Origin of the sequence: Microbacterium sp. CFBP9023 (assembly GCF_034045055.1) — a bacterium.
GTDB lineage: Bacteria > Actinomycetota > Actinomycetes > Actinomycetales > Microbacteriaceae > Microbacterium.
This window is the reverse complement of the sequence record NZ_JAXCWI010000003.1, coordinates 110087-131949: the sequence shown is the minus strand read 5'-3', so window position 1 is coordinate 131949 and position 21863 is coordinate 110087. Positions and strand designations below refer to the sequence as shown.

The following is a 21863-nucleotide window of genomic DNA, read 5'->3' as shown; positions in this document are numbered from 1 at the left end:
TCATGGATGCCGCGGGCGAACCACCCGGAAAGCAGTGACGGTTCGGCACTGCCGCAGCACGACGCCAGACGGTGGACTGGATGCATCGCGACGGAGACACCGTCGCTCAGACCGGCAGGAGCCACCCATGAATCTCATCGAGACCTTCCAGGGCTTCGTCGCCCAGGTGCCTGAACTCATTCAGCCGCTCATCGTCGCCCTCGCGGGCGCCATCCCCTTCATCGAGGGCGAGGGAGCCGTGTCGATCGGCATCATCGGCGGCATCAATCCGGTGATCGCGGCCGTCGCGGCGATCGTCGGCAACTTCCTCTGCGTGGCCGTGCTCGTCATCGCGAGCTCCGGTGCACGCACCGCGATCGTGAACCGGTCCCGCAGCCGGCAGGCCGTTGCGGCCGGTGGCGGAGCCGTCGAGGCGGCACCCGCAGACACGATCGACTCCGACCGCGGTGGCGCCCGCCGCGAGAAGTTCCAGCGGGCGTTCGAGCGCTACGGCGTGCCGGGGGTCAGCCTGCTCGGTCCGCTGCTGCTGCCGACGCAGTTCACCGCCACGATGCTCGCCGCGGCGGGTGTCGGCAAGGTCCGCATCCTCATCTGGCAGGCTGTCGCGATCATCGGCTGGACGACGATCGTCGCGGTGATCGTCGGCAGCGCCGTCTACGCGATCCGCTGAGACAACGACGTCGAACGCACGGAAGCCCACTCGCCGAACGCGAGTGGGCTTCCGTGCGTGTCGGGGTCAGCGACGTCCGGCGCTCGAACGGCGCCTGGCGGCGATTCCGGTGGCCAGTCCGCCACCGACGATCAGTGCGACCGCCAACGACAGGAATGCCGCGCCCGATTCGCCTCCCGTCAGAGCGAGCTCGCCGGGAGCCGCGACCGGGGCCTGCGTCGGCGCCGGAGTCGGTGCCGGAGTTGCGACCGGCGTCGGGGTCGGGGTCGGAACCGGCGTGGCCGGGGTCGGCGTCGGAGTCGGAGTCGGCGTCGGAGTCGGCGTCGGCGTCACGACGGGCACCGGGTTGGCGATGTTGGTGAGGGTGAGCTCGATACCGGCCGTGGTTTCCGGCGTGACCTCGAAGGTGCCGTCTCCGACGTCGACGACGCCGTCGCCGGTGATCGTCCACTCACCCCAGGTCACACCCTGGATCTCAGGCAGATCGATCTCCTCGATCACGAAGGTCGAACCGAGCGGAGCACGTCCGCTGAGCACCGACTCCCCCACCGGAACCGTCATCGTTGTGGCTGCCGCATCCGAACCCTCGACCGAATAGCGCACGGTGTAGGTCGCATCCCGAGCGGCATCCGCCTGCGCGCCAGTGAGCTCCTTCGTGATGCCGAACGTCGTGTACGAGACACCACTGCCGTCGCCACCACCCGTTTCGACGACCGTGTGGGTCGCCGAGGTCGCGAACGTGTTGACGATCGCGTGGTTACCGAAGACATCTCCCTCGGACACCGGCGCATCCGCCTGCGTGAAGTACACGAGCTCGTAAGCGAATCCGCCGGTCGGCAGATCGGTGACGGCGAACTCGAATGAGCGCCCGTCGTCGGCGAGATCGATCACGTAGGCCGACGAATCGACCGCGCTCCAGTCGCCGACCACTGCACCGTTCTCGACAGCGCGTCGCGCCAGATGGAACTCGCCGGTGTAGCGGTGCTCGGTCAGTCCGGCATCGAGGGTGTCGGTGATCGTGAAGGCGCCATCGTCGACATAGCCGCTCGGAATACCGATGACCCACTTCAGGAGTCCAGGGGTCGCGGTCTCGCCGCCGTACTTGTAGGGCTCGTCCTCTTCCGCCGAATCTCCCGGTACGACTCCGCCGTCACCGGGCAGGTCGACGATCTCGATCGTGTCGCCCAGGTCGAACTCGACGGTCTCGCTGGTCGTCGACTGCGAAGCCCGCGCCTCCATCCAGAACGAGCCGCCGACCTCCTCGAGGCCGTCGACCGCTGCGGTCAGAGTGCACACCATGTCCGGCCCCTGGCCGGCAGCGACGACGCAGTTCGCCATGACCAGACCCGTCACGGGGTCTGTGATCGTGAACTCACCGGCCGACTGACGGCTGAACTCCGCGGGCAGGGTCATCCCGAAGGTTTCCCCTGCCTGCGCCCCGGTCGGGACGGCCCACTCGCCCGTGATCCGCACGGTCTGCCATTGCACCAGCGGGCCACCGCCGTTCTCGTTCTCGAGCGAGACGCTGCCGATCGCCCCCGGATAGGTCACGGACGGAGCCGCCATTGCGGGCGCGGTGGAGCCGAGCAGCCCCGCGATCGCCAAGACCATCCCCACGATGATCGCCACGATGCCGCGCTGTCGCGGCCTCGCTCCCCCGGCTCTCCTGGCCTCATTCATCCTCTTCGTCCGTGCACGCACGACACCACGCTCCCCAGTCATCGTTCTCCCCATCCGATTCGCGTCGCTCCCAATGCGACACATCTAAGAGATCAGGAAAAAGCGGGGGGATTACGCGGCAACCGGTATACAACTCCGATATACCGGGATGCGGTGTTGGCTGCCGCGTACCGCGGACTGTCTCGACGCGTCCCGGCCGTCATCGATTCCGGTTTTCCCCGCCCGTGGCTCGCGGGCTCATGCGCCCCGTCTGATGCGCCCAGATGGCGATCTCGACGCGATTGCGGACCCCGAGCTTGGTCATGAGGCTCGCCACGTGCGTCTTCACCGTGCTGAGGGTGATGAACAGCTCGCGCGCGATCTCGCCGTTGCTCAGACCCGCAGACACCTTCGCGAGCACCTGCTCCTCGCGCTCGGTCAGCGACTCGACCGGCGGCGGCGATGGTGCGGCGGCGGCCGATCCGGCGAAGGCCTCGAGCAGGCGCACCGTCACGTTGGGGGCGATCAGGGCATCACCGCTCGCTGCGGCGCGGATCGCCTGGGCGAGCAGCTCCGACCCGGCGTCCTTGAGCAGGAACCCTCTGGCGCCGGCCCGCAATCCCGCGAAGATGTACTCGTCGAGGTCGAAGGTCGTGATGAGGACGACCGCTATGGGATCGGGCACCCCTGGGCCGGCGAGCATCCGGGTCGCCTCAATGCCATCAAGGCCGGGCATCCGGATGTCGAACAGGCACACGTCCGGTCGCAGACTGCGGGCGAGGGCGACCGCTTCGGTGCCGTCGGCCGCCTGACCGACGACTTCGATGTCGGTTTGGGCGCCGAGGATCATGCTCAGTCCGGTGCGCACGAGTTCCTGATCGTCGGCGACGAGCACTCGGATCATCATGGCGCCCACCCGGCGCGGGGCAGCACCGCGTTGACGATCCATCCGCCGCCTGACGCCGGACCCGCCTCGCAGGCACCGCCGAGGAGGGCAGCACGCTCCCTCATGCCGATGATGCCGAAGCCGGGAGTCGGCGACGCGGCCACGTCTCCGTCGTTCGTCACTGTCAGGCGCACACCACCCGCGTCTGCCTCCACGCGGACGTCGACGCGGGTGACCTGTCGCGCGTGACGGAGGGCGTTGGTCACCGATTCCTGCGCGAGACGGAAGACGGCGGCAGCCACGGGTGGCGGGATGCTGTCGTCGTTGCGCGCGACCTCGACGACGACGACCGTTCCGCCCGGCCGCGTTCCGGCGAGCTGCGCGATGTCGTCCAGTTGCGCGCTCGGCGCAAGCTCGGCCGTCTCGCCCTGCCGCAGGACTCGCACCATCGACCTCAGCTCGCTCAGCGTCCGGGCCGCCTCCGCCTCGATCACGCCGAGCGCATCCTGCGCTGCGCGCGAGTCCCGCCCGGCCACCGCGATGCCCGCCTGGGCGCGGATCGCGATCGCCGAGACATGGTGGGCGACCGTGTCGTGCAGGTCGCGAGCCAGGTGCTCGCGCTCCAGCATCCGGATCCGGTCGAGGCTTCGTCGTCTCGATCCCGCCCGGTAGCGAAAGGCGATGCCGCACAGGGCGACCGTCAGCAGCAGCGCGAACCCCCCGACGAGTTCATCGAAGCCTTCCCCGCGGACGAATGTCAGCGCGAGGCTCGCCAGGAGGATGGCCGACCCGATCACGAGGTCGCGACCTGCCCCCCACCGGTACACGGCGTACACGTTCACCATCACGAAGAGACTCGAGTACAGCGCCGAGTCGGGCAGGAGCAGATCGACCGGCACCATCACGATGATGAGCATGAGAAGCGGCTTCGTGCGGCGCCACAGCACGGTCGGCAGCACGACGAGGAGGGCGATCACCGCGAACAGCGGCTGCGTCAGGTCGGTGCGGACGATGCCCTCGACCACGGCCAGGACGGCGACGAGGGCCAGGAGCACCCAATCCCGCCAGACTCGGGACGGCGGAGGGGGCACAGCGCTCGGCGCACTCCACACGGAACGCACGAGCCCGGTCACGCTGTCATGATACAAGCGCACCACGGCGCGACACCCCGCGCGTCCGCCGGCGAGAGCGGCGCCGGATGAGCAGCTCCGCCACGGCACTGTTGATCATGAACGCGGCGGCGACGAGCCATGCCTCACCGAAGGCGTCGACCTCACCGAGGGGGATCGTCCACAGCGCGAAGACGAGCGCCTGGGTTCCGCCCGACACGGCGGTGGCGTAGGCGCGGGTCATCCAGGCCCCGTGCGCCACGAAGTCGCGTCGTGTGATCGCGATCACGCTCCGCACGAGGAACAGGGTCATCGCCACGGCGAAGACGAGACGAACCATCGCGAGCGCGAGTTCATCCGGTGGACCACCGAAGAAGACCGCTAGCCAGGCCGCTGAGAGGGCCGCGACGAATCCTGCGGGAATCAGCACGCGGCCGGCCACGCGGTGCCAGGCATGCCGCGTTCGCAGCGCGGGTGAGAACTGGAATGCCCCGAGAACGCAGTAGACGGTCATCGCCACGATGTGAGCGACGATCGCGACCGTCGACGCCAGGAGGAGAGTCCTCACGGGTTCCCCGCTCACCTCCTGCAGACGAAGCACTCCACCGATCACGGGAAGCACGCTGAGCAGCAGAAGGCCGGTGATCGCCGGCCACCCGCTCTTCGATCGCCGACGCCGCTCCTTCTGCTCGGGAGTCGATCGGGCGGCCTTCATCTGCTGCGACATGTCTCGATGCTCGTCTCATCGACAGTCGGGGGCATCGGCCGTCAGCACGGACTCGGAACCGTACTTTCGGCCGAGCGGATCCGGGCTTCCTGGCCGATGACGAACATCCCCGGGACGACAAGCATCGAGACATGACCACTGACACGACCATGACCGCGGCCGTCTACCACCGCTTCGGCGCCCCTGAGGAGGTCCGCCTCGAACAGCGGGCGGTCCCCACGCCCCGGCCCGGCGATGTGCTCATCCGGGTGCACGCGAGCACCGTGAGCGTCGGCGATCATCGCGCCCGCGCTCGGGACATCCCGGCCGGCCTCGGGGTGCTCGCCGCAGTCGGACTCGGCGTGTTCCGTCCCAGTCGGCCGATCCTGGGCATGGATGCCGCGGGCGTCGTCGCGGCTGTCGGCTCGGGCGTCACCGCCTTCGCACCCGGCGACAGGGTGATCGCCTCGACCGGCGGAGCGTTCGGCGGTCATGCCGAGTACGTGCGCCTGTCTGCCGACGGCCCGATCACCAGAGCTCCCGACACGATGAGCTTCGAAGAGGCGGTGACGCTGGTGTTCGGCGGCATCACCGCGCAGTGCTTCTTCGCCCAGGTCGCGATCGGCCCCGGCACCTCCGTGCTCGTCAACGGAGCATCCGGCGCGGTCGGCACTGCCGCGATACAACTCGCGAAGCAGCTCGGAGCAGACGTCACCGCCGTCACGAGCGGCGGCAACGTCCCACTGGTCGCGTCCCTCGGCGCCGATCGGGTCATCGACTACACCCGCGAGGAGTTCGCGGCGGGGGGCGACACGTACGACGTGATCGTCGACTGCGTCGGCAATGCCCCTTTCAGCCGGGTGGAGACACTCATCAACCCCGGCGGTGCGCTGCTGCTCGTCATCAGCGATCTGCGGTCGATGCTGACGAGCCGCGGGCACACTCGCCGGTCGGGAAAGCTCGTCACCTGGAACGTCGGCACGCCGGGCGCGGAGGACCTCGCCCACCTCGTGAGCCTCGCGGATTCCGGTCGCTTCCGGGCCGTCATCGACAGGACGTTCGATCTGGCCGACATCGTCGAGGCGCACCGCCACGTCGACACCGGCCGCAAGCGGGGAAACGTGGTGCTGCGCATCCCCCAGCCCGGAGCGAACCACGCGCATGGGTGATGACCGGCAGCATCTCGCTCGACATCGCGGCTAACAGCGGCGCCCCGCTCGCGCAATGCCCTCTCGGTGGGCGTCGTCGACGCTTAGCCTCGTGCTGTCACGATGGTCGAAGGGCGGCGCACCCATGTCGGAGAGAAGAGACCGCTTCGCGGTGTTCGGCCAGATCGCCCAGGATCTGGTCCTCAGGGGAGATGCGCTCCCCGAGCCGGATGAGCCCGTCAGCGTGTCGGAGCTGCGACGGCTCCTCGGCGGCAAAGGCGCGAACCAGGCCGTAGGCCTTCGTCAGCTCGGGGGTTCGGTCGCGATCGTCGGCGTGGTCGGAGAGGACGACATCGGAGAGCGGCTCGTCACCGCCCTGTTGCACGACGCAATCGATGTCTGCGGGGTGGTGCGGCGCGGGGGCTCGGCCGTGCTGGTGGACGTCGTCGATCCGGCATCGCGGCGCATGCTGCTCGAGCACGTCCCGCCGACGTCGCTGTTGACCGTCGCGGATGTCGAGGCATCGGCGAGCGCGGTCAGCCGTGCAGGCACGATCTGTCTGCAGTCTCAGCAACCGGGCGATGCACTGTCGGCCGCTCTGATGATCGCGCGACGAGCGGACGCGACGGTGGCGCTCGACGGAGCGCCCGAGCCGGAGGTTCGCGACGAACTGCTCGGCGGAGCGGACGTCGTGCGTGCCGACGCCACGGAAGCCGAAGGACTGACGGGGATCGCCGTGTCGAACCTGGACTCGGCTCACGAGGCGTGCCGGTGGCTGCTCGCTCGCGGACCCCGCATAGCGGCCGTGGAGGTGGCAGGCGAAGGCGACCTCGTCGTCTGGGAGGACGGCAGCGCCTACCGCGCACATGACGACGACGAAACCGTGGTGGACCGCACGGGAGGCGGCGACGCATTCTTCGTGGGACTCGTGCGGGGTATCGCGAACGGGTGGTCGATGGATCGCGTCGCGGATCTCGCTGCACGGGCTGCCTCGTCGACCGTGGCACGGCTGGGCGGTCGGCCGGAACTCGCGCACCTCGTGCGGTGATGCCGCGTGATCGGGAGTCAGAACGGCCAGATGAGCGGGACGTAGAGCACCGCGACGGCGACGTAGATCGCGACGAGTGGGAGACCGAGACGCCAGTAGTCACCGAATCGGTAGCCGGCGGGCTGCATGACCATGAGGTTGACGGGTGTCGCGATCGGCGTCAGGAACGCAGCCGCTCCGACGACCGTGAGCGCCATCATGAACGGCTGCACGCTGACGCCCATGCTCGATGCGACCGACACCGCGATCGGCGCGATGACGAGCACGGTCGCCACGTTCGAGATGAACTGCCCGAGGATCACCGACGCGACGCAGATGGTGAGCAGAGCGAGATGGGGCGAGGTGTAGCCGACCAGCTGGAGAACCGCGTCGCCGACGAGATCGGCGGCGCCGGTGGAGACGAACGCCGATGACAGCGGGATCATCCCGGCGATGAGCGTGACAGTGGGCCACGAGATCGCCGAGAACGTCTGCGTCACGGTGAGCACCCGCGTGACGATGAGGGCACCGGCCGCGAGAAGGCCAGCGATGACGGGCGGGACGACACCCGTGGCGAGGAGCACGACCATCGCTCCGAGGATCACCAGCGCGCGCCGCGCACCCCGGCCGAGCGGCACTGTCCGCTGCATCTGCTGGGGCGAGCTGACCGGAATCACATCGGGTGAGCTCGTATAGCGGTGCAGTGCCTCCCACGGCCCCTGGACGAGCACGGAGTCACCCGCCTGCAGCGTGACCGCGCCGGTCGCCCTTCCGCCCACATCGCCCGGACGGCTGCCGTGCCGGAGCGCGAGGATCACCAGGTCCTCCTGTCGCGTCGTCATCCCGGGCGAGACGACCCGGCCGATCAGGCTCGACCTCGGCCCGATGAGCACCTCCGCGACGCCCTCGCCGACCGTGAAGAGGCTGCCCGTATCGAGCGCGACGTCATACGTCTCGCGCCAGGCGCGTGCATCGTGACTCGGGTCGGCGGGCTCCTCGAGACGGTCCGGAACGCGCTCGGGCAGGAGCCTGTCTCCGAGCGCGAGCACGAGCACGACCGTCAGGACGACCATCGGGATGCCGACGATCGCGAACTCGAAATACCCGAACGCACGCCCACCGGCCTCCGCAGCCGCCTCGGACACGAGGATGTTGACCGGCGTTCCGGTGAGCGTGAGGAGCGACCCCGCGCCGGCGGCGAATGCGAGCGGGAGGAGCATGCGCGACGGCGCGATGCCTGCCCGTACCGCGACGAGCACCACGATCGGAAGGAGGGCAGCCACGGCACCGTTGATGCTGATCACCGCCGACAGCACGGCGGCCAGCAGACACACGATGAGCAGCAGGCGCGAACGGCTCTTGCCGGCGCGGCGCATGAGCTGCCGTCCCACCCACGACGTGACGCCCGTGGCATCCAGCGCCTCACTGACGATGAACAGAGCGACGATGAACAGGACGATGGGATCGCCGAACCCGGCGAAGGCGTCGCCGAGCGAGAGCACTCCCGTCGCCCACAGAGCGATGGGCACCGCCATCGCGACGATGACCATCGGGATGCGGTTCGACACGAACGCGATCACGGCCGCACCGAGTATGAGGAAGGTGATGATCTCGGGGTTCATCGTGTGTCTCCGGTGTCGGGGTGCGCATGAGAGCGAATGGGAAGGCTGTCGGCGGCGAGCGCGTCGTCCCCTGTTCAGGAGACATCACCATCTTCGCCTGCCCTCAGCCGGATCGCTTCCCAGGCCCTCGAGATTTCCGTGACCAAACCGTTGCATTCGTTACCTCGCCGTTATAGAGTGATCGCACGGTGAATGTTTGCTGTGGCATACACCGCATGTGATTGCAGGACACTCTTGGTGCAAGGGACAAGGGCCGGTCGGGAGCCTCTCCGACCGGCCCTTTACTGTTGCCAGTACGCTGTTCTCCATGACCGATCGCAAGCTCGCCCTCGAGGCCTGGGAGAGCCTGTTCCGTGCACAGCACGAGCTGTTCACGGAGATGAACACCGACTTCGATGACACCGATCTCGGGCAGGCGGAGTATGACGTGCTGCTCACTGTGACCCGCTCCCCCGGCATGTCGGCCCGCCTGCGCGACGTCACGGCGAACATGCTGATCAGCCAGCCGAGCGTCTCGCGCCTCGTCGACCGCATGGTCGCCCGCGGACTCGTCTCGAAGTGCCCCGACCCCGACGACGGGCGCGGTGCGCTGATCAGGGCCACGGATGCCGGTGTGCGCCAGTTCCGCAGCGTCGCCACGGTGCATGGCCGGTCGATCGCCGAGCGGATGTCGCGCCTCGACGACGCCGAGCTGAAGACGCTCCGCGATCTGGCGGAGAAGCTCCGCGGTCGCTGACCCCGACGCACGCTCGCAATCCGCGGTCGCTGACCGAACGAGCTCGGCGCATACGGAGGGTTTCCGCCGTACGGAGGATGTCGCGGCGCTGAGTCTCCTCCGTATCGCAGATCTCCTCCGCATCGCCGAGATCCGGCGGCATCCCGCCCCGACACCCTCCCCTCTTTTCTGGCAGGGTGGAGCGTGAACGCCCGCGCGGCCGCGCCGGCATCCACGACCGCCCCCTCGGGGGGAACCAGGGAGGTCATCCATGGAGATCGCCGGAATCGTCGGCATCCTGATCATCGTCGGGATCGGCATAGCCATCGCTATCGTCGTCCTGCTCATCCTGCTGCTGTTCGCACGCAGCTGGATCAAGGTGGCTCGCGCCGATGAGGCGCTCGTCATCTCGGGGCGCAAGCAGAAGGTGCAGCGGGCCGTCATCTCGGCCGACGGCACGACCAGAGACGAGATGTCGGAGTCGCCCGTCACGGTCATCGTGAACGGCAAGTCCCTCGTCAACCCGATCACCCAGCGCCACGAGATCATCTCGCTGCGCTCGCGTCAGGTGTCGCTCAACGCCGAGGCCCAGTCGCTCGACAGCGTCACCCTCAACGTCGACGGCGTCGCCATCGTGAAGATCGGCTCCGACCCCATCCTCGTGCGCCGCGCCGCCGAGCGTTTCGCCTCGCAGGACAAGGCGATCGAGCAGTTCACCACTGAGCAGCTCGAAGGTGCGCTCCGTGGAATCGTCGCGACGCTGTCTGTCGTCGAGCTCATGCGCGAGCGCAAGAAATTCTCCGACCAGATCGCCGCCGACGTCTCGCAGGAGCTCGCCGAGCAGGGTCTGATCCTCGACTCGTTCCAGATCAAGGGCATCACCGACAAGGTCGGCTACATCCAGTCGCTCGGTGCTCCCGAGATCCAGGCGAAGCGTCAGTCTGCCGAGATCTCGCAGACCAACGCCGACCGCGCGATCAACCAGAAGAACATCGCCAACCAGGAAGCCAACCTGGTCGAGCAGACGGCTCTCGACACGAACACCGCCAACGCCAACGCCGGCATCGGTCGGGCTCGCGCCGAGGCCGAGCAGGCCGAGAACCTCGCCCGCGAGCAGGCTCAGCAGGCCGTGCTGCAGCAGCAGGCGGAGAACCGCCAGGCCCAGCTCGACGCCGACGTCAAGCGCGTCGCCGACGCACAGCGCTATGAGGCAGAGACCCGGGCACAGGCCGAGCTCTACACGCGTGAGCGTGCGGCGGAGGCGGGCGCGATCGAGCAGGTGAAGCAGGCCGAGGCCCGCACCCGCATCGCCGAGCAGCAGGCGCAGGCCGACAAGGCCAAGGCCGACGGTGAGGCCGCAGCCGCGATCGCCCGAGCCACCGGTGAGGCCGACGCACTGCGTGCGCAGGCCGAGGCCGAGTCCGAGGCCCGCCGACTGCGTGCGAACGCCGAAGCAGACGCCATCCGCGCCGAGGGTGAGGCGCGAGCCGCCGCCGTCGAGGCAGAGGCGAAGGCCATCGCCTCGAACCAGGACGCGTTCCTGTCGCAGCGGGTGCTCGACACCCTGCCGTCGATCATGGCCGAGTTCTCGAAGGGCTACGCCGCGATCGGCAGCGTCTCGATCATCGGCGGCTCCGGCGAGGACGGCGCGTCGAGCGTCGTCGGCGCCGACAGCGCGAAGGCACTCAAGTCGGTGTTCGACAGCGTCAGCGCGGCGACGGGCCTCGACCTCGCGTCGATCATCCAGGGCCAGGCCGTGGGTCGCGGGATCGGCGAAGGCGTGGCTGCGGCATCCGCACCGTCGACGCCGACCCGCCAGTCTGCGCCGACCACCCCGCCGCCGCCGGCACCTCCGGCTCCCGCAGCGGAGTAGTCAGCACACAGCGCACAGCGGATGCCGCGGCCGATTCGGTCGCGGCATCCGTCGTCTCCGCCACCCGTGCTCGATGACTCCGAAGACCAGGCAGACTGAGGGAATGACCGCCGACGCCTTCGACCTCGCCGCCATCGGCGCCGGGCTCTCGTTCGCGGCCGCGCTGGACGAACTCGGGGCCGCGCTCGACGGGAGCGGATCAGTGGTCGTGAGCGCCCCGCCCGGCACGGGCAAGACCACTCTCGTGCCGCCGCTGCTGGCGTCACGGTCGTCCGGGCGCGTGATCGTCACCCAGCCTCGCCGCGTCGCGGCTCGCGCCGCAGCCCGCCGCCTCGCTCATCTCGACGGCTCGGCGCTCGGCACCCGCGTGGGCTTCACCGTGCGCGGCGAGCGCTCGGCAGGTGCGGCGACCCGCATCGAGTTCGTCACCGCCGGAGTGCTGCTGCGTCGCATGATCGACGACCCCGGCCTCGACGGTGTGGATGCCGTCATCCTCGACGAGGTGCACGAGCGCGCACTCGAGACCGACCTGCTGATCGGCCTGCTCTCGGAGGTCCGCGAGCTGCGCGACGACCTCGTGGTCGTCGCCATGTCGGCGACGCTGGATGCTGCGCGCATCGCCTCCGTCCTCGGCACCGACGACCTGCCCGCAGCGATCGTCGACCACGCTGTGCCGGCGTTCCCTCTCACCGAGCGCTGGGCTCCCAGCTCGACGCCGCGCCTCGATGAGCGTGGTGTCACCTGGGGCTTCCTCGACCACGTCGCACGCACGACGACAGCGGCCGCACTCGAGCTGGTCCGCGAGAACCCTCGGGCCGATGTGCTGGTGTTCGCCCCGGGCGCGCGGGAGGTGTCGGAGATCGCCCGCCGCATCCGCGATGCGAGCGCGGCGTTCGACGTGCGAGAGCTGCACGGTCAGATCCCCGCGGCGGAGCAGGATGCCGTGATCCGCGGCCGTCGACCGGACGAGCCTCCGCGCATCATCGTGACGACTTCGCTCGCGGAGTCGTCGCTCACCGTGCCCGGAGTGCGCCTCGTCGTCGACAGCTGTCTGTCGCGGCATCCGCAGCGTGATGCCGCGCGCGGCATGACGGGTCTGGTCACGACTGCCGCGTCGCGCTCGTCATGCGTGCAACGCGCCGGTCGCGCCACGCGCCAGGGACCGGGCGTCGTCATCCGCTGCGTCGACGAGCGCACCTATGCGGCCTCCCCGGCCCGCCCGGCACCCGAGATCGCGGTGACCGACCTCGCGGATGCCGCCCTGCTGCTCGCCTGCTGGGGTGCCCCGGGGGCAGAAGGCCTGCGCATGATCGACCCGCCGCCCCCAGACAACCTGGCCGATGCCGTCTCGGTGCTGCGCGGTCTCGGCGCGATCGACGACGAGGGCCGCGCCACGGCCGAGGGTCGAGCTCTCGCCCGGATCCCCGCCGACCCCCGGCTCGCCCGCGCTCTCCGTGACGGCGGCCCGGTCGTCGGCAGCCGTCTCGCCGCAGAGGTCGTCGCCGTGCTCGGCGGCGACCTGCGCATCGCCGAGGCCGACGTCGCACCGGCGCTCATCACCCTGCGCGGCGGACGGACACCGGACGCTCGCCGCTGGCGTGAGGACGCGAACCGCCTCGAGCGCATGGTCGCTCCGGCGAGAGACGTGCGATCGGATCTCGACGGCGTCGGACTCGTGATCGCACTCGCATTCCCCGACCGGATCGCGCATCGTGTCGAGCGCACCGCCGACGGAGCGGTCTTCCTCCTGGCGTCCGGAACCCGTGCCGGAGTCACCGGCCCGCTCGCCGCAGTCGAGTGGCTCGCGGTCGCCGACGTCGCGCGGGCCACGGCGCGAGTGGCGGCAGGGTCAGGCGCGATCATCCGATCCGCGGCTGTGCTCACGGAAGCCCAGATGGAACGCGCTGCGAGCCACCTGCTGACCGACCGAGTCGAGGCGGAGTTCACGGGAGGTCGCGTGCAGGCGCGCCGTGAGCGCCGCGTCGGTGCGATCCTGCGTTCGTCCTCGCCCGTGCGCCCCTCTGCTCGAGAGGGGCGGGATGCCGTGCGCCGCGCGGTCCTGCGCGACGGGCTCGGCATGTTCGCCTGGTCGGATGCCGCGACCGCGTTCCGACGCCGATTGGCCCTGCTGCGGCGAGAGCTCGGCGGCCCGTGGCCCGACGTGTCGGATTCCGGGCTGCTCGGCACTCTCGACGACTGGCTCGCTCCCGAGCTCGACACCCTGGCGGGCGGCACCCCCGCAGCGCGAGTGGATCTGTCCTCGGCTCTGCGTCGACTGCTGCCGTGGCCCGAGGCGGCGCGCCTCGACGAGCTCGCACCCGAGCGCCTCGCGGTGCCGAGCGGATCCCGTATCCGCATCGCCTACCCCGACCCGGACGACACCTCGGCACCCCCGGTCGTCGCTGTGAAGCTGCAGGAGTGCTTCGGCTGGGCCGAGACCCCTCGACTGGTCGACGGACGCGTGCCGGTGCTGTTCCATCTGCTGTCGCCCGCGGGGCGCCCTCTCGCGGTCACCGACGACCTCGCCTCGTTCTGGTCGGGCCCCTACGCCCAGGTTCGCGCGGAGATGCGAGGGCGCTACCCGAGGCATCCCTGGCCGGAGGATCCGTGGGCGGCCGTGCCCACGAAGCACACCAAGAACCGCGCCGCGCGCTGACCCTGCCTCACGCGGTGCGACGTCGCAGGGTCAGCGATGCGAGGACGAGCGCTCCGACTCCGAAGGCGACGACGACCAGCAGGGGTCCGTACACGTCCCACCCCTCGTCGCCGGCCGTGACGGCGTTGATCGTGTCGATCGCATAGCTCAGCGGCAGCCAGTCCGAGATGGCGTACAGCACGTCGGGCATCTGATCGCGCGGCATGAAGAGCCCGCCGAGGATGATCTGCGGGAAGACGAGCAGCGGCATGAACTGCACCGCCTGGAACTCGGTCTGCGCGAAGGCGCTCGCGAGGAGCCCAAGGGCGGTGCCCAGGAGAGCGTCGACGACGGCGACGAGTCCGAGCTGCCAGAGCTCACCCTCGACGTCGAGCCCGCAGACGCCGACCGCGAACGACACGGTGATGATCGCCTGCAGCAGCGCCATCAGCCCGAACGCCAGGGCATAGCCGAGAATGAAGTCGGCCTTGCCGAGCGGAGTGGTCATCAGACGTTCGAGGGTGCCGGAGCGTCGCTCCCGCAGGGTGGTGATCGAGGTGATCAGGAACATCACGATGAATGGGAACAGCGCGAGGATCGCTCCCCCGAACTGATCGAACACGCCGTCCTGATCGCTGAAGAGCCACGCGAAGAGTCCGACCAGCAGGCTCGGGGCGATCAGCATCAGCGCGATCGAGCGAGGATCGTGCCGCAGCTGTCCGAGCACCCGGGCGGCGGTGGCGAGCATCCGACCGCCGTTCATTCCGAGGCCTCCCGCCGTGCGCGCCGGGTGCTGCCCGCCGCTGGACCCCCGGTCGCTCTGCTGTCCCGCTCGATCAGGGCGAGGAACGCCGCCTCGGGCTCCGTCGTGCCCGTGTCGGCGAGGAGTCCGGCTGGGTCCGTGTCGGCGATGATCCGCCCGCTCCGCATCAGCACGAGCCGATCGCATCGCAGCGCCTCGTCCATCACGTGACTCGAGACGATCATGGTGACGCCGCGCGCGGCGAGGCCGCGGAACAGGTCCCACAGTTCGGCGCGCAGCACGGGGTCGAGGCCGACCGTGGGTTCGTCGAGGACGATGAGCTCGGGGGATCCGATCAGTGCCATCCCCAGCGAGATGCGCGTCGCCTGGCCACCGCTGAGCGAGTCGACGAGCTGGGCGGCCTGCGCCCGAAGCCCGACCTCGTCGAGCACCCGGTCGACGTCGCCCTTCGGTGCTTTCAGCACCGCCGCGAAGTACGAGAGGTTCTGCCGGACGGTGAGATCGCCGTACACGGCGGCACCCTGTGTTCCGTACGCCACCCGATGCCGCAGCCGCGGCGATCCGCCCGGTTCTCCCAGCACCGTCACCATTCCGGCGGTGATCCGCTGCACACCCACGATCGAGCGCATCAGCGTGGTCTTGCCGCATCCCGAGGGACCCAGCAAGCCGGTGATCTCGCCCCGGGGGATCACCAGGTCGACACCGTCGAAGACCTGCGTCCTTCCCCGTCGCACTCGCAGCCCCGAGATCTCGACCGCCGCTTTATTCATCATGTGATGAATTATCCGCCGCGCGAGTCGCGGGGTCAACGGGCACTCGTGCCCGAAACCGAGGCGCGATGCAGGCGGCAGTGCGGCGCGTGGCCCGCGCTATTCGAAGAGGTAGCGCTGCACGGTCGGTCCGACCCGCGAGACGATGTCATCGACGGATGCCGAGGCGATCGGCGCGAGCCGCAGCACGTAGCGCGTGAGCAGCAGGCCGGCGATCTGCGAGGCGACGAGTGTGGCACGCAGCTCGGCATCCGCGACGCCGAGCGTCTTCGCGATCCGGCCGATGAGTTCGCGAGAGAGGAACCCCGCGAGAAGGGGCGTGGTGAGCCGGCTGCCGATCGCCGTCCGAATGAGCATGACGCCGCGGCGACGGATGTCGGGCTGCTCGAAGGCCTCGAGCACGTACCGCACGAGACGCTCGCCGACGGCGTCACGCGGACCCGCGACGATGGCCGGCACGTCGATGTCGGGGCGCAGCGGAATGCCGACCGCCTCAGCGAAGAGGTCTGCCTTCGTGCCGAAGTAGTGGTGCACGAGCGCCGAGTCGACGTCGGCACGAGCCGCGATCGAGCGCACCGTCGTGCCGTCGTATCCGTGCTCGCCGAACTCGTCGACTGCGGCGGCGATGATGCGTTCGCGCGCATCGGACACGCCACGCGGACGCCCGCGCTTCTTGGGCGCACGCTGCTCGGTCATGGCGCCAGCCTACGACCAGATCTGCGCGCTCCCCTCAGTCGAGCAGATGCCGCAGGTACCGCGGCGGGTCCTGCAGGAACGACCGCCAGTGGTTCACCAGCTCGAGGTCGTTCCACTCGGCGGGACGGATGCCCCACTCCCCCACTTCGAGGATGCGAGCTCCCGGCAGCGCGGCGAGCACCGGCGAGTGCGTCGCGCACAGCACCTGACCTCCGTCGTCGACGATGCGCTGCAGCACCGCGATCAGGGCGAGGGTGGACTGGAACGAGAGCGCTGCCTCTGGCTCGTCGAGACAGTAGAAGCCGGGTTCATCGAATCGACTGTCGAGCAGAGCGAGGAAGGACTCGCCGTGGCTCATCTCGTGGAACGCCACGTCGCCCCTCGCGGAGGGATTCTCTTCGAGGTAGGTGTAGAACGAGTGCATGGTCTCGGCTCGCAGGAAGAATCCCCAGCGGTTGGCTCCGACTCCGCGCTGCAGCTGCAGCCACTCCGACAGCGGCGACTCGCTGGGGCGCGTGCTGTGCATCGCCTGGCGGGACCCTCCCTCGGGCGAGAGCCCGTAGGCGACGGCGATGCCCTCGACGATCGTCGACTTGCCGCTGCCGTTCTCGCCGACGAGGAAGGTCACCCCGGGAGCGAGATCGATGCCTTTCTCGAGCACCTGGGCGACGGCGGGAATGGTGGTCGGCCACATGCGGCCGGAATCCGGCGCGTCACCATTCGCGCGCACGGCGACGATGGGCTGCTCCCGCCGCCTGCGACTGCCCGGGGTCCAGATCGATTCCATGCGCGCCTCCTCAGAGGAGGCTATCCGCAGCCGCCGACGCGCTCGGAATGACTCAGCACTCGATGACGTTGACCGCGAGACCACCCTCGCTGGTCTCCTTGTACTTGGTCGACATGTCGATTCCGGTCTGGCGCATCGTCTCGACCACCGCGTCGAGGGAGACATAGTGGCTGCCGTCGCCGCGCAGCGCCAGACGGGCGGCCGTCACCGCCGTCGACGCGGCGATCGCATTGCGCTCGATGCACGGAATCTGCACGAGGCCGCCGATCGGGTCGCAGGTGAGCCCGAGGTGGTGCTCCATCGCGATCTCGGCGGCGTTCTCGATCTGCCGGTTGGTGCCGCCCATCACGGCGGTGAGCCCTCCGGCAGCCATCGCGCAGGCCGAGCCGACCTCGGCCTGGCAGCCGCCCTCGGCCCCCGAGATCGAGGCGTTGGCCTTGAACAGCGAGCCCAGTGCCGTGGCCGTGAGGAGGAACCGACGGATGCCACGGCGGCGGTTCGCGTCGGCGACGGCGTCGTCGTCCTCGGCCTGCGCCGCCTCCATCGCCCGCGTGCCGTCGAAGCCGAGCAGCGCACTGCCGACGAGTTCTCCGTACGGCGTCACGGCATTGCCCGCACCGAGGCCCGAATCCGCCAGGAACCGCCACCAGTACATCGCGACGGCGGGGAGGATGCCGGCCGCGCCGTTGGTCGGCGCCGTGACGACGCGACCGCCCGCCGCGTTCTCTTCGTTGACCGCGAGCGCGAAGGCACCGAGCCACTCTCCCGGCAGCTCGCGATGACCGTCGGCCTCCGCCTCCTCGAGCTGCGCCCGGATCATGCTCGCCCGCCTCTTGACCTTGAGCATCCCCGGCAGGACGCCGTCCGAGTGCAGTCCGTTCTCGACGCACGCAGCCATGGCGTCCCAGATCGCATCGAGTCCGGCGGCGACCTCTTCTTCCGAGCGCTCAGCGGTCTCGTTGAGTCGCGCGATCTCGGCGATCGACAGTCCGTGCTCGTCGCACAGTGCGAGCAGCGACGCGGCGTCGGCATACGAGTAGGGCAGTGGGGCCGAGGCGAGCTTCGCCTCCTCGCCGTCCCGGCGGATGAACCCGCCGCCGACGGAGTAATAGGTCTCTTCGGCGACGACACCGCCGGCATCGTCCCGGGCGGTGATGGTCATCGCGTTCGGATGACCGGGCAGCCGGGTTCGCGGCTCGAAGACGATGTCGGCCTTCGAGAACGGGATCTCATGGACCCCGTCGACGCGCACCGTGGCGCCGTCGCGAAGGTCGGTCCAGGCGGCGCGCACGTCGGCCGGGTCGCAGCCCTCCGGCGACAGCCCGCGAAGGCCCGCGACGACCGCATCCGGCGTGCCGTGACCGATTCCGGTGGCGCCGAGAGAGCCGTACAGCGTGCATGCGATGCGGGCGACGCGATCGAGAGCTCCGGACGAGCGCAGGCGCTGAGCGAACGCGAGGGCCGCCCGCATCGGCCCGACCGTGTGGGAGCTCGAGGGACCCACTCCGATGGAGAAGAGATCGAAGGCCGAGACGTACGCTGTCACCTCCTCAGCCTACGTCGTGCGCAGGAAGACGGACGCTCCGGAGGCTGTCGTCAAGGCCCTTCTCGCCTCGCAGCCGCTGACGGATGCTGGGGGTGCACTCGATGCGAAAGGGACGATCATGACGAACAGCACGCCCGAGCAGGACCCGACCTCCGGCCTCGACCCCGAGGCCCAGACCCCCACTCCCACGCCCTCGTCCGGCGATGCCGGCGAGTTCAAGGATCCGGCGAACACCGCCGAGAAGCCGGCGGAGGCGGAGTCCCCCGAAGACGCGGATCCGCCGGAGGTTCCGAGCAACGACGAACTCGAAGAGCCGAGCACCGAGAAGGAGCCCTCGGAAGAGCCCAAGGCTCCGTCGCGAAACGACCCCGAGCCCGACCATGAGGCGGTCGGGATCGGGGTCATCGACGGTCCGGAGACCGACGAGGGCGACTGAGCGACTCCTACCTCGCTCGACCACCCCACCGCTCCCGTCGCGATGCACCCTGCGACGGGAGCGAGTTCGGATGCGGCTATTCGACGAGCTTGCCCTCGGTGTCGACCTCGCGCATGAGCTCGGCGATCTCGGCGGGGATCTCCGGGATCGACTCGCGCGTGACTCCGCCGGTCGGCGACCAGACGAGGTTGACCTGCAGCGTCGGGTCGGTGTCGGGGTAGTCGCTGCGGTTGTGACATCCGCGCGTCTCCCGACGCTCCAGCGCAGCCTCGAGAGTGGCTCGCGCGGCGAGCGCCGATGCCTTGAGGTCGAAGGCATGCGCGAGATCCTGGAATCCGGCGATGTCCGGGTGGATGCCGATGTCCTCCATCCGCCCCTCGATCATGTCGAGTTCGGCGAGGCCGGCACGGAGTCCGTCCTCCGACCGCACGACACCGGCGTGCTGGGTCATGGTGTTGCGGATCGCGCGCTGCAGGGCTCGCACATTCTCGCGACCGTCGGCCGTGAGAAGGTCGTCGATCTCGGCGCGGGCCTGGGCGACCGCGTCCGCCGAGCGGCGCTGAGCGTCGAGCCCCGCGGCATGCGCCATGGCCGCCTGCCCGACGATGCGCCCGTAGACGAGCAGCTCGATGAGCGAATTGCCGCCGAGGCGGTTGGCTCCGTGCAGGCCGCTCGATGCCTCGCCGATCGCGTAGAGCCCGTCGACGTCGGTCTGGTGGTCGTCGGGACGCACCCACACGCCACCCATCGAGTAGTGCGCGGTGGGCGCGATCTCGATCGGATCGATCGTGATGTCGAGCATCTGCAACTCCATCATCGTCTGGTAGACGCGGGGCAGACGGGTCATGATCGTCTCGCGCGGCAGATGGGAGACGTCGAGCCAGACGCCGCCGTTCTCGGTGCCCCGTCCTTCGGCGATCTCGGTGTACGCGGCGAGCGCGACACGGTCGCGTGTCGAGAGTTCCATGCGCTCCGGATCGTACTTCGACATGAAGCGCTCACCGAGGGCGTTGCGCAGGATCCCGCCCTCGCCGCGGGCCGCCTCCGAGATCAGGGTCCCGGCGGCGTTCTCGGGCTCGATGATCCCGGACGGGTGGAACTGCACGAGCTCCGGGTCCCGCAGGCGGGCGCCCGCATCGACCGCGAGCCGGAACGAGTCTCCGGTGTTCTCGTCCCGTCGTGACGAGGTGCGGCGCCAGATGCGGTTGTGCCCGCCCGCGGCGAGGATCACGGCATCCGCGTGGATGAGGTAGCGCGTGCCGTCCGACTGGTCGAAGCCGTAGGCGCCGAAGACGACGTTGTCGCGCACGAGCAGACGCGTGATGTAGACGTGGTCGAGGATCGGCACCTCGAGCTGTTCGGCCTTCGCGACGAGGGTGCGCTGGATCTCGAGACCCGTGTAGTCGCCGGCGAAGGCCGTGCGACGGAAGGTGTGCGCCCCGAAGAACCGTTGCGAAATGCGGCCGTCGTCCTCGCGGGCGAAGTCCATGCCCCAGCGCTCGAGATCCCGGATGCCGCGCTCGGCCCCCTGCGTCACGATCTCGACCGTGTGCGGGTTGGCGAGCAGGTAGCTCTCCTTGATCGTGTCGGCGGCGTGCTGCTGCCAGCTGTCGGCCTCGTCCATCGTGCCCAGCGCGGCGTTGATGCCGCCGGCGGCGAGCGAGGTGTGCGCGTCCTGGCGCGGGCGCTTGCCGACGGCGAGGACGTCGATGCCGTGCTCGGCGACCTCGATCGCCGCCCGCAGCCCGGAGCCGCCGGTGCCGATGACCAGGACCGTGGTGGAGATCTGACGTTCGCGAGTGCTCATGCCTTCCACGCTAAGTACGGTGTCCCGATAACTCCAATGCATTGTTCTACTGGTATCGATACACTGAAAACATGAACCTCGAGCAGCTCCGCGGGTTCGTCGAGGTCGCCCGCCTCGGCCATTTCACCCGCGCCTCCGAGCACCTGCACCTCGCGCAGCCGTCGCTGAGCCGACAGATCTCGACACTCGAACGCGAGCTCGGCGCCGAGCTCTTCCACCGGGCGCGCGGGCACATCGGACTCACCGCCGCCGGAGAGGCCCTGCTCCCCCGCGCTCAGCGCATGCTCGCCGAGTCCGACGCGATCCGCGAGGAGATGGCCGAACTCGCCGGACTCCGCCGTGGCCGCGTGCGACTCGGCGCACCGCCCACCCTCTGCATCAGCCTCGTCGCCGAGGCGATCAGCACCTTCCACGCCGCCCACCCGGGCGTCGACCTGCACCTCACCGAGAGCGGGTCGAGGCTGCTCGTCGATCAGCTGGCCGTGGGTGCCGTCGACATCGCTCTCATCACGGAGTCGGAGGGTCCGCCGCCGTCGGGCTTCAGCCTGACGCGCATGCCGCTGCTGACCGAAGAGCTGGTGGTCGTGTCCGCGGCATCCGAGCCTCCCGTCTCGACCTCCACGGTGATGAGCCTCGCCCACCTCGCCACCCTGCCGCTGATCGCGCTCGACGAGACCTATGAGCTGCGGGCGACGACAGATGCGGCCTTCCGCTCGGCAGGGCTGACCCCGAACTTCGTCCTCGAGGGGGCCGAGATGGACGCGCTGCTCCGCTTCGTCGAACGAGGCGTCGGCGTGGCCGTGGTCCCGGCGATGGTGCTGCTCGATCAGCCGGCGCTGCGGTCGGTCAGGATCTCGCACCCGATGATGAGGCGCACAGTGAGCCTGGCCCACCGTGCAGACGTCACGCCAGCCGTCGCGGTGGCCGCGATGCGTCACGTCATCGTCGGCACGGCCGCTGAGGTCGCCCGCCGAGACCCTGCCATCACGAGCCTGCTCGACTGATCGC

The 21863-nt window shown here is 69.5% G+C and carries 19 protein-coding genes; 8 read left to right on the top strand and 11 right to left on the bottom strand.

What is annotated here, in order from left to right; genetic code table 11:
* Positions 1-127: 127 nt before the first annotated feature.
* Complete coding sequence (locus SOM10_RS15300) at positions 128-670, top strand: hypothetical protein (protein ID WP_053098813.1); 543 nt, start codon at positions 128-130, stop codon at positions 668-670.
* A 66-nt stretch (positions 671-736) separates the two neighbouring features.
* Here SOM10_RS15300 and SOM10_RS15295 read toward each other — a convergent pair whose 3' ends face one another.
* The 4 genes from SOM10_RS15295 to SOM10_RS15280 all read right to left on the bottom strand — a co-directional run bounded on the left by SOM10_RS15295 (position 737) and on the right by SOM10_RS15280 (position 5051).
* Positions 737-2371 carry an Ig-like domain-containing protein gene (locus SOM10_RS15295; RefSeq protein WP_320490893.1) on the bottom strand — a complete coding sequence of 545 codons (1635 nt, stop codon included), beginning with the start codon at positions 2369-2371 and terminating at the stop codon, positions 737-739.
* 178 nt (positions 2372-2549) lie between these two features.
* Positions 2550-3236, bottom strand: a complete 687-nt coding sequence (locus tag SOM10_RS15290) for a response regulator transcription factor (protein ID WP_320490891.1) — start codon at positions 3234-3236, stop codon at positions 2550-2552.
* Positions 3233-4348, bottom strand: coding sequence for a sensor histidine kinase (locus tag SOM10_RS15285; protein ID WP_320490889.1), 1116 nt, complete (start codon positions 4346-4348; stop codon positions 3233-3235). Before SOM10_RS15285 ends, SOM10_RS15290 begins: the two co-directional genes overlap by 4 nt.
* A 4-nt stretch (positions 4349-4352) precedes the next feature.
* Entirely contained in the window at positions 4353-5051 is a 699-nt protein-coding gene (locus tag SOM10_RS15280) for a DUF2306 domain-containing protein (RefSeq protein WP_157538090.1), read from the bottom strand.
* A 131-nt stretch (positions 5052-5182) separates the two neighbouring features.
* On the opposite strand from SOM10_RS15280, the gene SOM10_RS15275 reads away from it, so the two are divergent.
* Complete coding sequence (locus tag SOM10_RS15275) at positions 5183-6199, top strand: NAD(P)-dependent alcohol dehydrogenase (protein ID WP_320490885.1); 1017 nt, start codon at positions 5183-5185, stop codon at positions 6197-6199.
* A 124-nt stretch (positions 6200-6323) separates the two neighbouring features.
* Positions 6324-7226, top strand: a complete 903-nt coding sequence (locus tag SOM10_RS15270) for a PfkB family carbohydrate kinase (protein ID WP_320490883.1) — start codon at positions 6324-6326, stop codon at positions 7224-7226.
* A 17-nt stretch (positions 7227-7243) separates the two neighbouring features.
* Here the strand turns inward: SOM10_RS15270 and SOM10_RS15265 are convergent, their stop codons facing one another.
* Complete coding sequence (locus SOM10_RS15265) at positions 7244-8827, bottom strand: SLC13 family permease (protein WP_320490881.1); 1584 nt, start codon at positions 8825-8827, stop codon at positions 7244-7246.
* 307 nt (positions 8828-9134) lie between these two features.
* Here SOM10_RS15265 and SOM10_RS15260 point away from each other — a divergent pair, with 307 nt between their 5' ends.
* The 3 genes from SOM10_RS15260 to hrpB all read left to right on the top strand — a co-directional run bounded on the left by SOM10_RS15260 (position 9135) and on the right by hrpB (position 14071).
* Complete coding sequence (locus tag SOM10_RS15260; protein WP_053098809.1) at positions 9135-9563, top strand: MarR family winged helix-turn-helix transcriptional regulator; 429 nt, start codon at positions 9135-9137, stop codon at positions 9561-9563.
* 250 nt (positions 9564-9813) lie between these two features.
* The gene (locus SOM10_RS15255; RefSeq protein WP_053098808.1) at positions 9814-11415 is read left to right on the top strand and encodes an SPFH domain-containing protein; all 1602 of its coding nucleotides are present in this window, start codon (positions 9814-9816) and stop codon (positions 11413-11415) included.
* 103 nt (positions 11416-11518) lie between these two features.
* Positions 11519-14071, top strand: a complete 2553-nt coding sequence (gene hrpB, locus SOM10_RS15250) for an ATP-dependent helicase HrpB (RefSeq protein WP_320490880.1) — start codon at positions 11519-11521, stop codon at positions 14069-14071.
* Positions 14072-14078: 7 nt separating this feature from the next.
* Here hrpB and SOM10_RS15245 read toward each other — a convergent pair whose 3' ends face one another.
* The 5 genes from SOM10_RS15245 to SOM10_RS15225 form a co-directional block, all read right to left on the bottom strand.
* Complete coding sequence (locus SOM10_RS15245; protein ID WP_320490879.1) at positions 14079-14813, bottom strand: ABC transporter permease; 735 nt, start codon at positions 14811-14813, stop codon at positions 14079-14081.
* Entirely contained in the window at positions 14810-15586 is a 777-nt protein-coding gene (locus tag SOM10_RS15240) for an ABC transporter ATP-binding protein (RefSeq protein ID WP_320490878.1), read from the bottom strand. The genes SOM10_RS15245 and SOM10_RS15240 overlap by 4 nt, the downstream gene beginning before the upstream one ends.
* 96 nt (positions 15587-15682) lie before the next feature.
* Entirely contained in the window at positions 15683-16279 is a 597-nt protein-coding gene (locus tag SOM10_RS15235; RefSeq protein WP_320490876.1) for a TetR family transcriptional regulator, read from the bottom strand.
* A 34-nt stretch (positions 16280-16313) separates the two neighbouring features.
* Positions 16314-17066, bottom strand: coding sequence for an AAA family ATPase (locus SOM10_RS15230; RefSeq protein ID WP_320490874.1), 753 nt, complete (start codon positions 17064-17066; stop codon positions 16314-16316).
* 52 nt (positions 17067-17118) lie between these two features.
* Entirely contained in the window at positions 17119-18612 is a 1494-nt protein-coding gene (locus tag SOM10_RS15225) for an L-serine ammonia-lyase, iron-sulfur-dependent, subunit alpha (protein WP_320490872.1), read from the bottom strand.
* 16 nt (positions 18613-18628) lie between these two features.
* Between SOM10_RS15225 and SOM10_RS15220 the strand changes: the two genes are divergently transcribed.
* Entirely contained in the window at positions 18629-19048 is a 420-nt protein-coding gene (locus SOM10_RS15220; RefSeq protein WP_320490870.1) for a hypothetical protein, read from the top strand.
* 76 nt (positions 19049-19124) lie between these two features.
* On the opposite strand, the gene SOM10_RS15215 is transcribed toward SOM10_RS15220, so the two are convergent.
* The gene (locus SOM10_RS15215) at positions 19125-20855 is read right to left on the bottom strand and encodes an L-aspartate oxidase (protein ID WP_320490869.1); all 1731 of its coding nucleotides are present in this window, start codon (positions 20853-20855) and stop codon (positions 19125-19127) included.
* Positions 20856-20926: 71 nt separating this feature from the next.
* Between SOM10_RS15215 and SOM10_RS15210 the strand changes: the two genes are divergently transcribed.
* Entirely contained in the window at positions 20927-21859 is a 933-nt protein-coding gene (locus tag SOM10_RS15210) for a LysR family transcriptional regulator (protein ID WP_056276933.1), read from the top strand.
* The last annotated feature ends 4 nt before the right edge of the window (positions 21860-21863 follow it).

Coding starts and splice junctions, on each gene's coding strand:
- SOM10_RS15300 (WP_053098813.1), top strand. CDS start 128: ATGAATCTCATCGAGACCTTCCAGGGCTTCGTCGCCCAGGTGCCTGAA.
- SOM10_RS15290 (WP_320490891.1), bottom strand. CDS start 3,236: ATGATGATCCGAGTGCTCGTCGCCGACGATCAGGAACTCGTGCGCACC.
- SOM10_RS15280 (WP_157538090.1), bottom strand. CDS start 5,051: ATGTCGCAGCAGATGAAGGCCGCCCGATCGACTCCCGAGCAGAAGGAG.
- SOM10_RS15275 (WP_320490885.1), top strand. CDS start 5,183: ATGACCACTGACACGACCATGACCGCGGCCGTCTACCACCGCTTCGGC.
- SOM10_RS15270 (WP_320490883.1), top strand. CDS start 6,324: ATGTCGGAGAGAAGAGACCGCTTCGCGGTGTTCGGCCAGATCGCCCAG.
- SOM10_RS15265 (WP_320490881.1), bottom strand. CDS start 8,827: ATGAACCCCGAGATCATCACCTTCCTCATACTCGGTGCGGCCGTGATC.
- SOM10_RS15260 (WP_053098809.1), top strand. CDS start 9,135: ATGACCGATCGCAAGCTCGCCCTCGAGGCCTGGGAGAGCCTGTTCCGT.
- SOM10_RS15255 (WP_053098808.1), top strand. CDS start 9,814: ATGGAGATCGCCGGAATCGTCGGCATCCTGATCATCGTCGGGATCGGC.
- hrpB (WP_320490880.1), top strand. CDS start 11,519: ATGACCGCCGACGCCTTCGACCTCGCCGCCATCGGCGCCGGGCTCTCG.
- SOM10_RS15245 (WP_320490879.1), bottom strand. CDS start 14,813: ATGAACGGCGGTCGGATGCTCGCCACCGCCGCCCGGGTGCTCGGACAG.
- SOM10_RS15240 (WP_320490878.1), bottom strand. CDS start 15,586: ATGATGAATAAAGCGGCGGTCGAGATCTCGGGGCTGCGAGTGCGACGG.
- SOM10_RS15235 (WP_320490876.1), bottom strand. CDS start 16,279: ATGACCGAGCAGCGTGCGCCCAAGAAGCGCGGGCGTCCGCGTGGCGTG.
- SOM10_RS15230 (WP_320490874.1), bottom strand. CDS start 17,066: ATGGAATCGATCTGGACCCCGGGCAGTCGCAGGCGGCGGGAGCAGCCC.
- SOM10_RS15215 (WP_320490869.1), bottom strand. CDS start 20,855: ATGAGCACTCGCGAACGTCAGATCTCCACCACGGTCCTGGTCATCGGC.
- SOM10_RS15210 (WP_056276933.1), top strand. CDS start 20,927: ATGAACCTCGAGCAGCTCCGCGGGTTCGTCGAGGTCGCCCGCCTCGGC.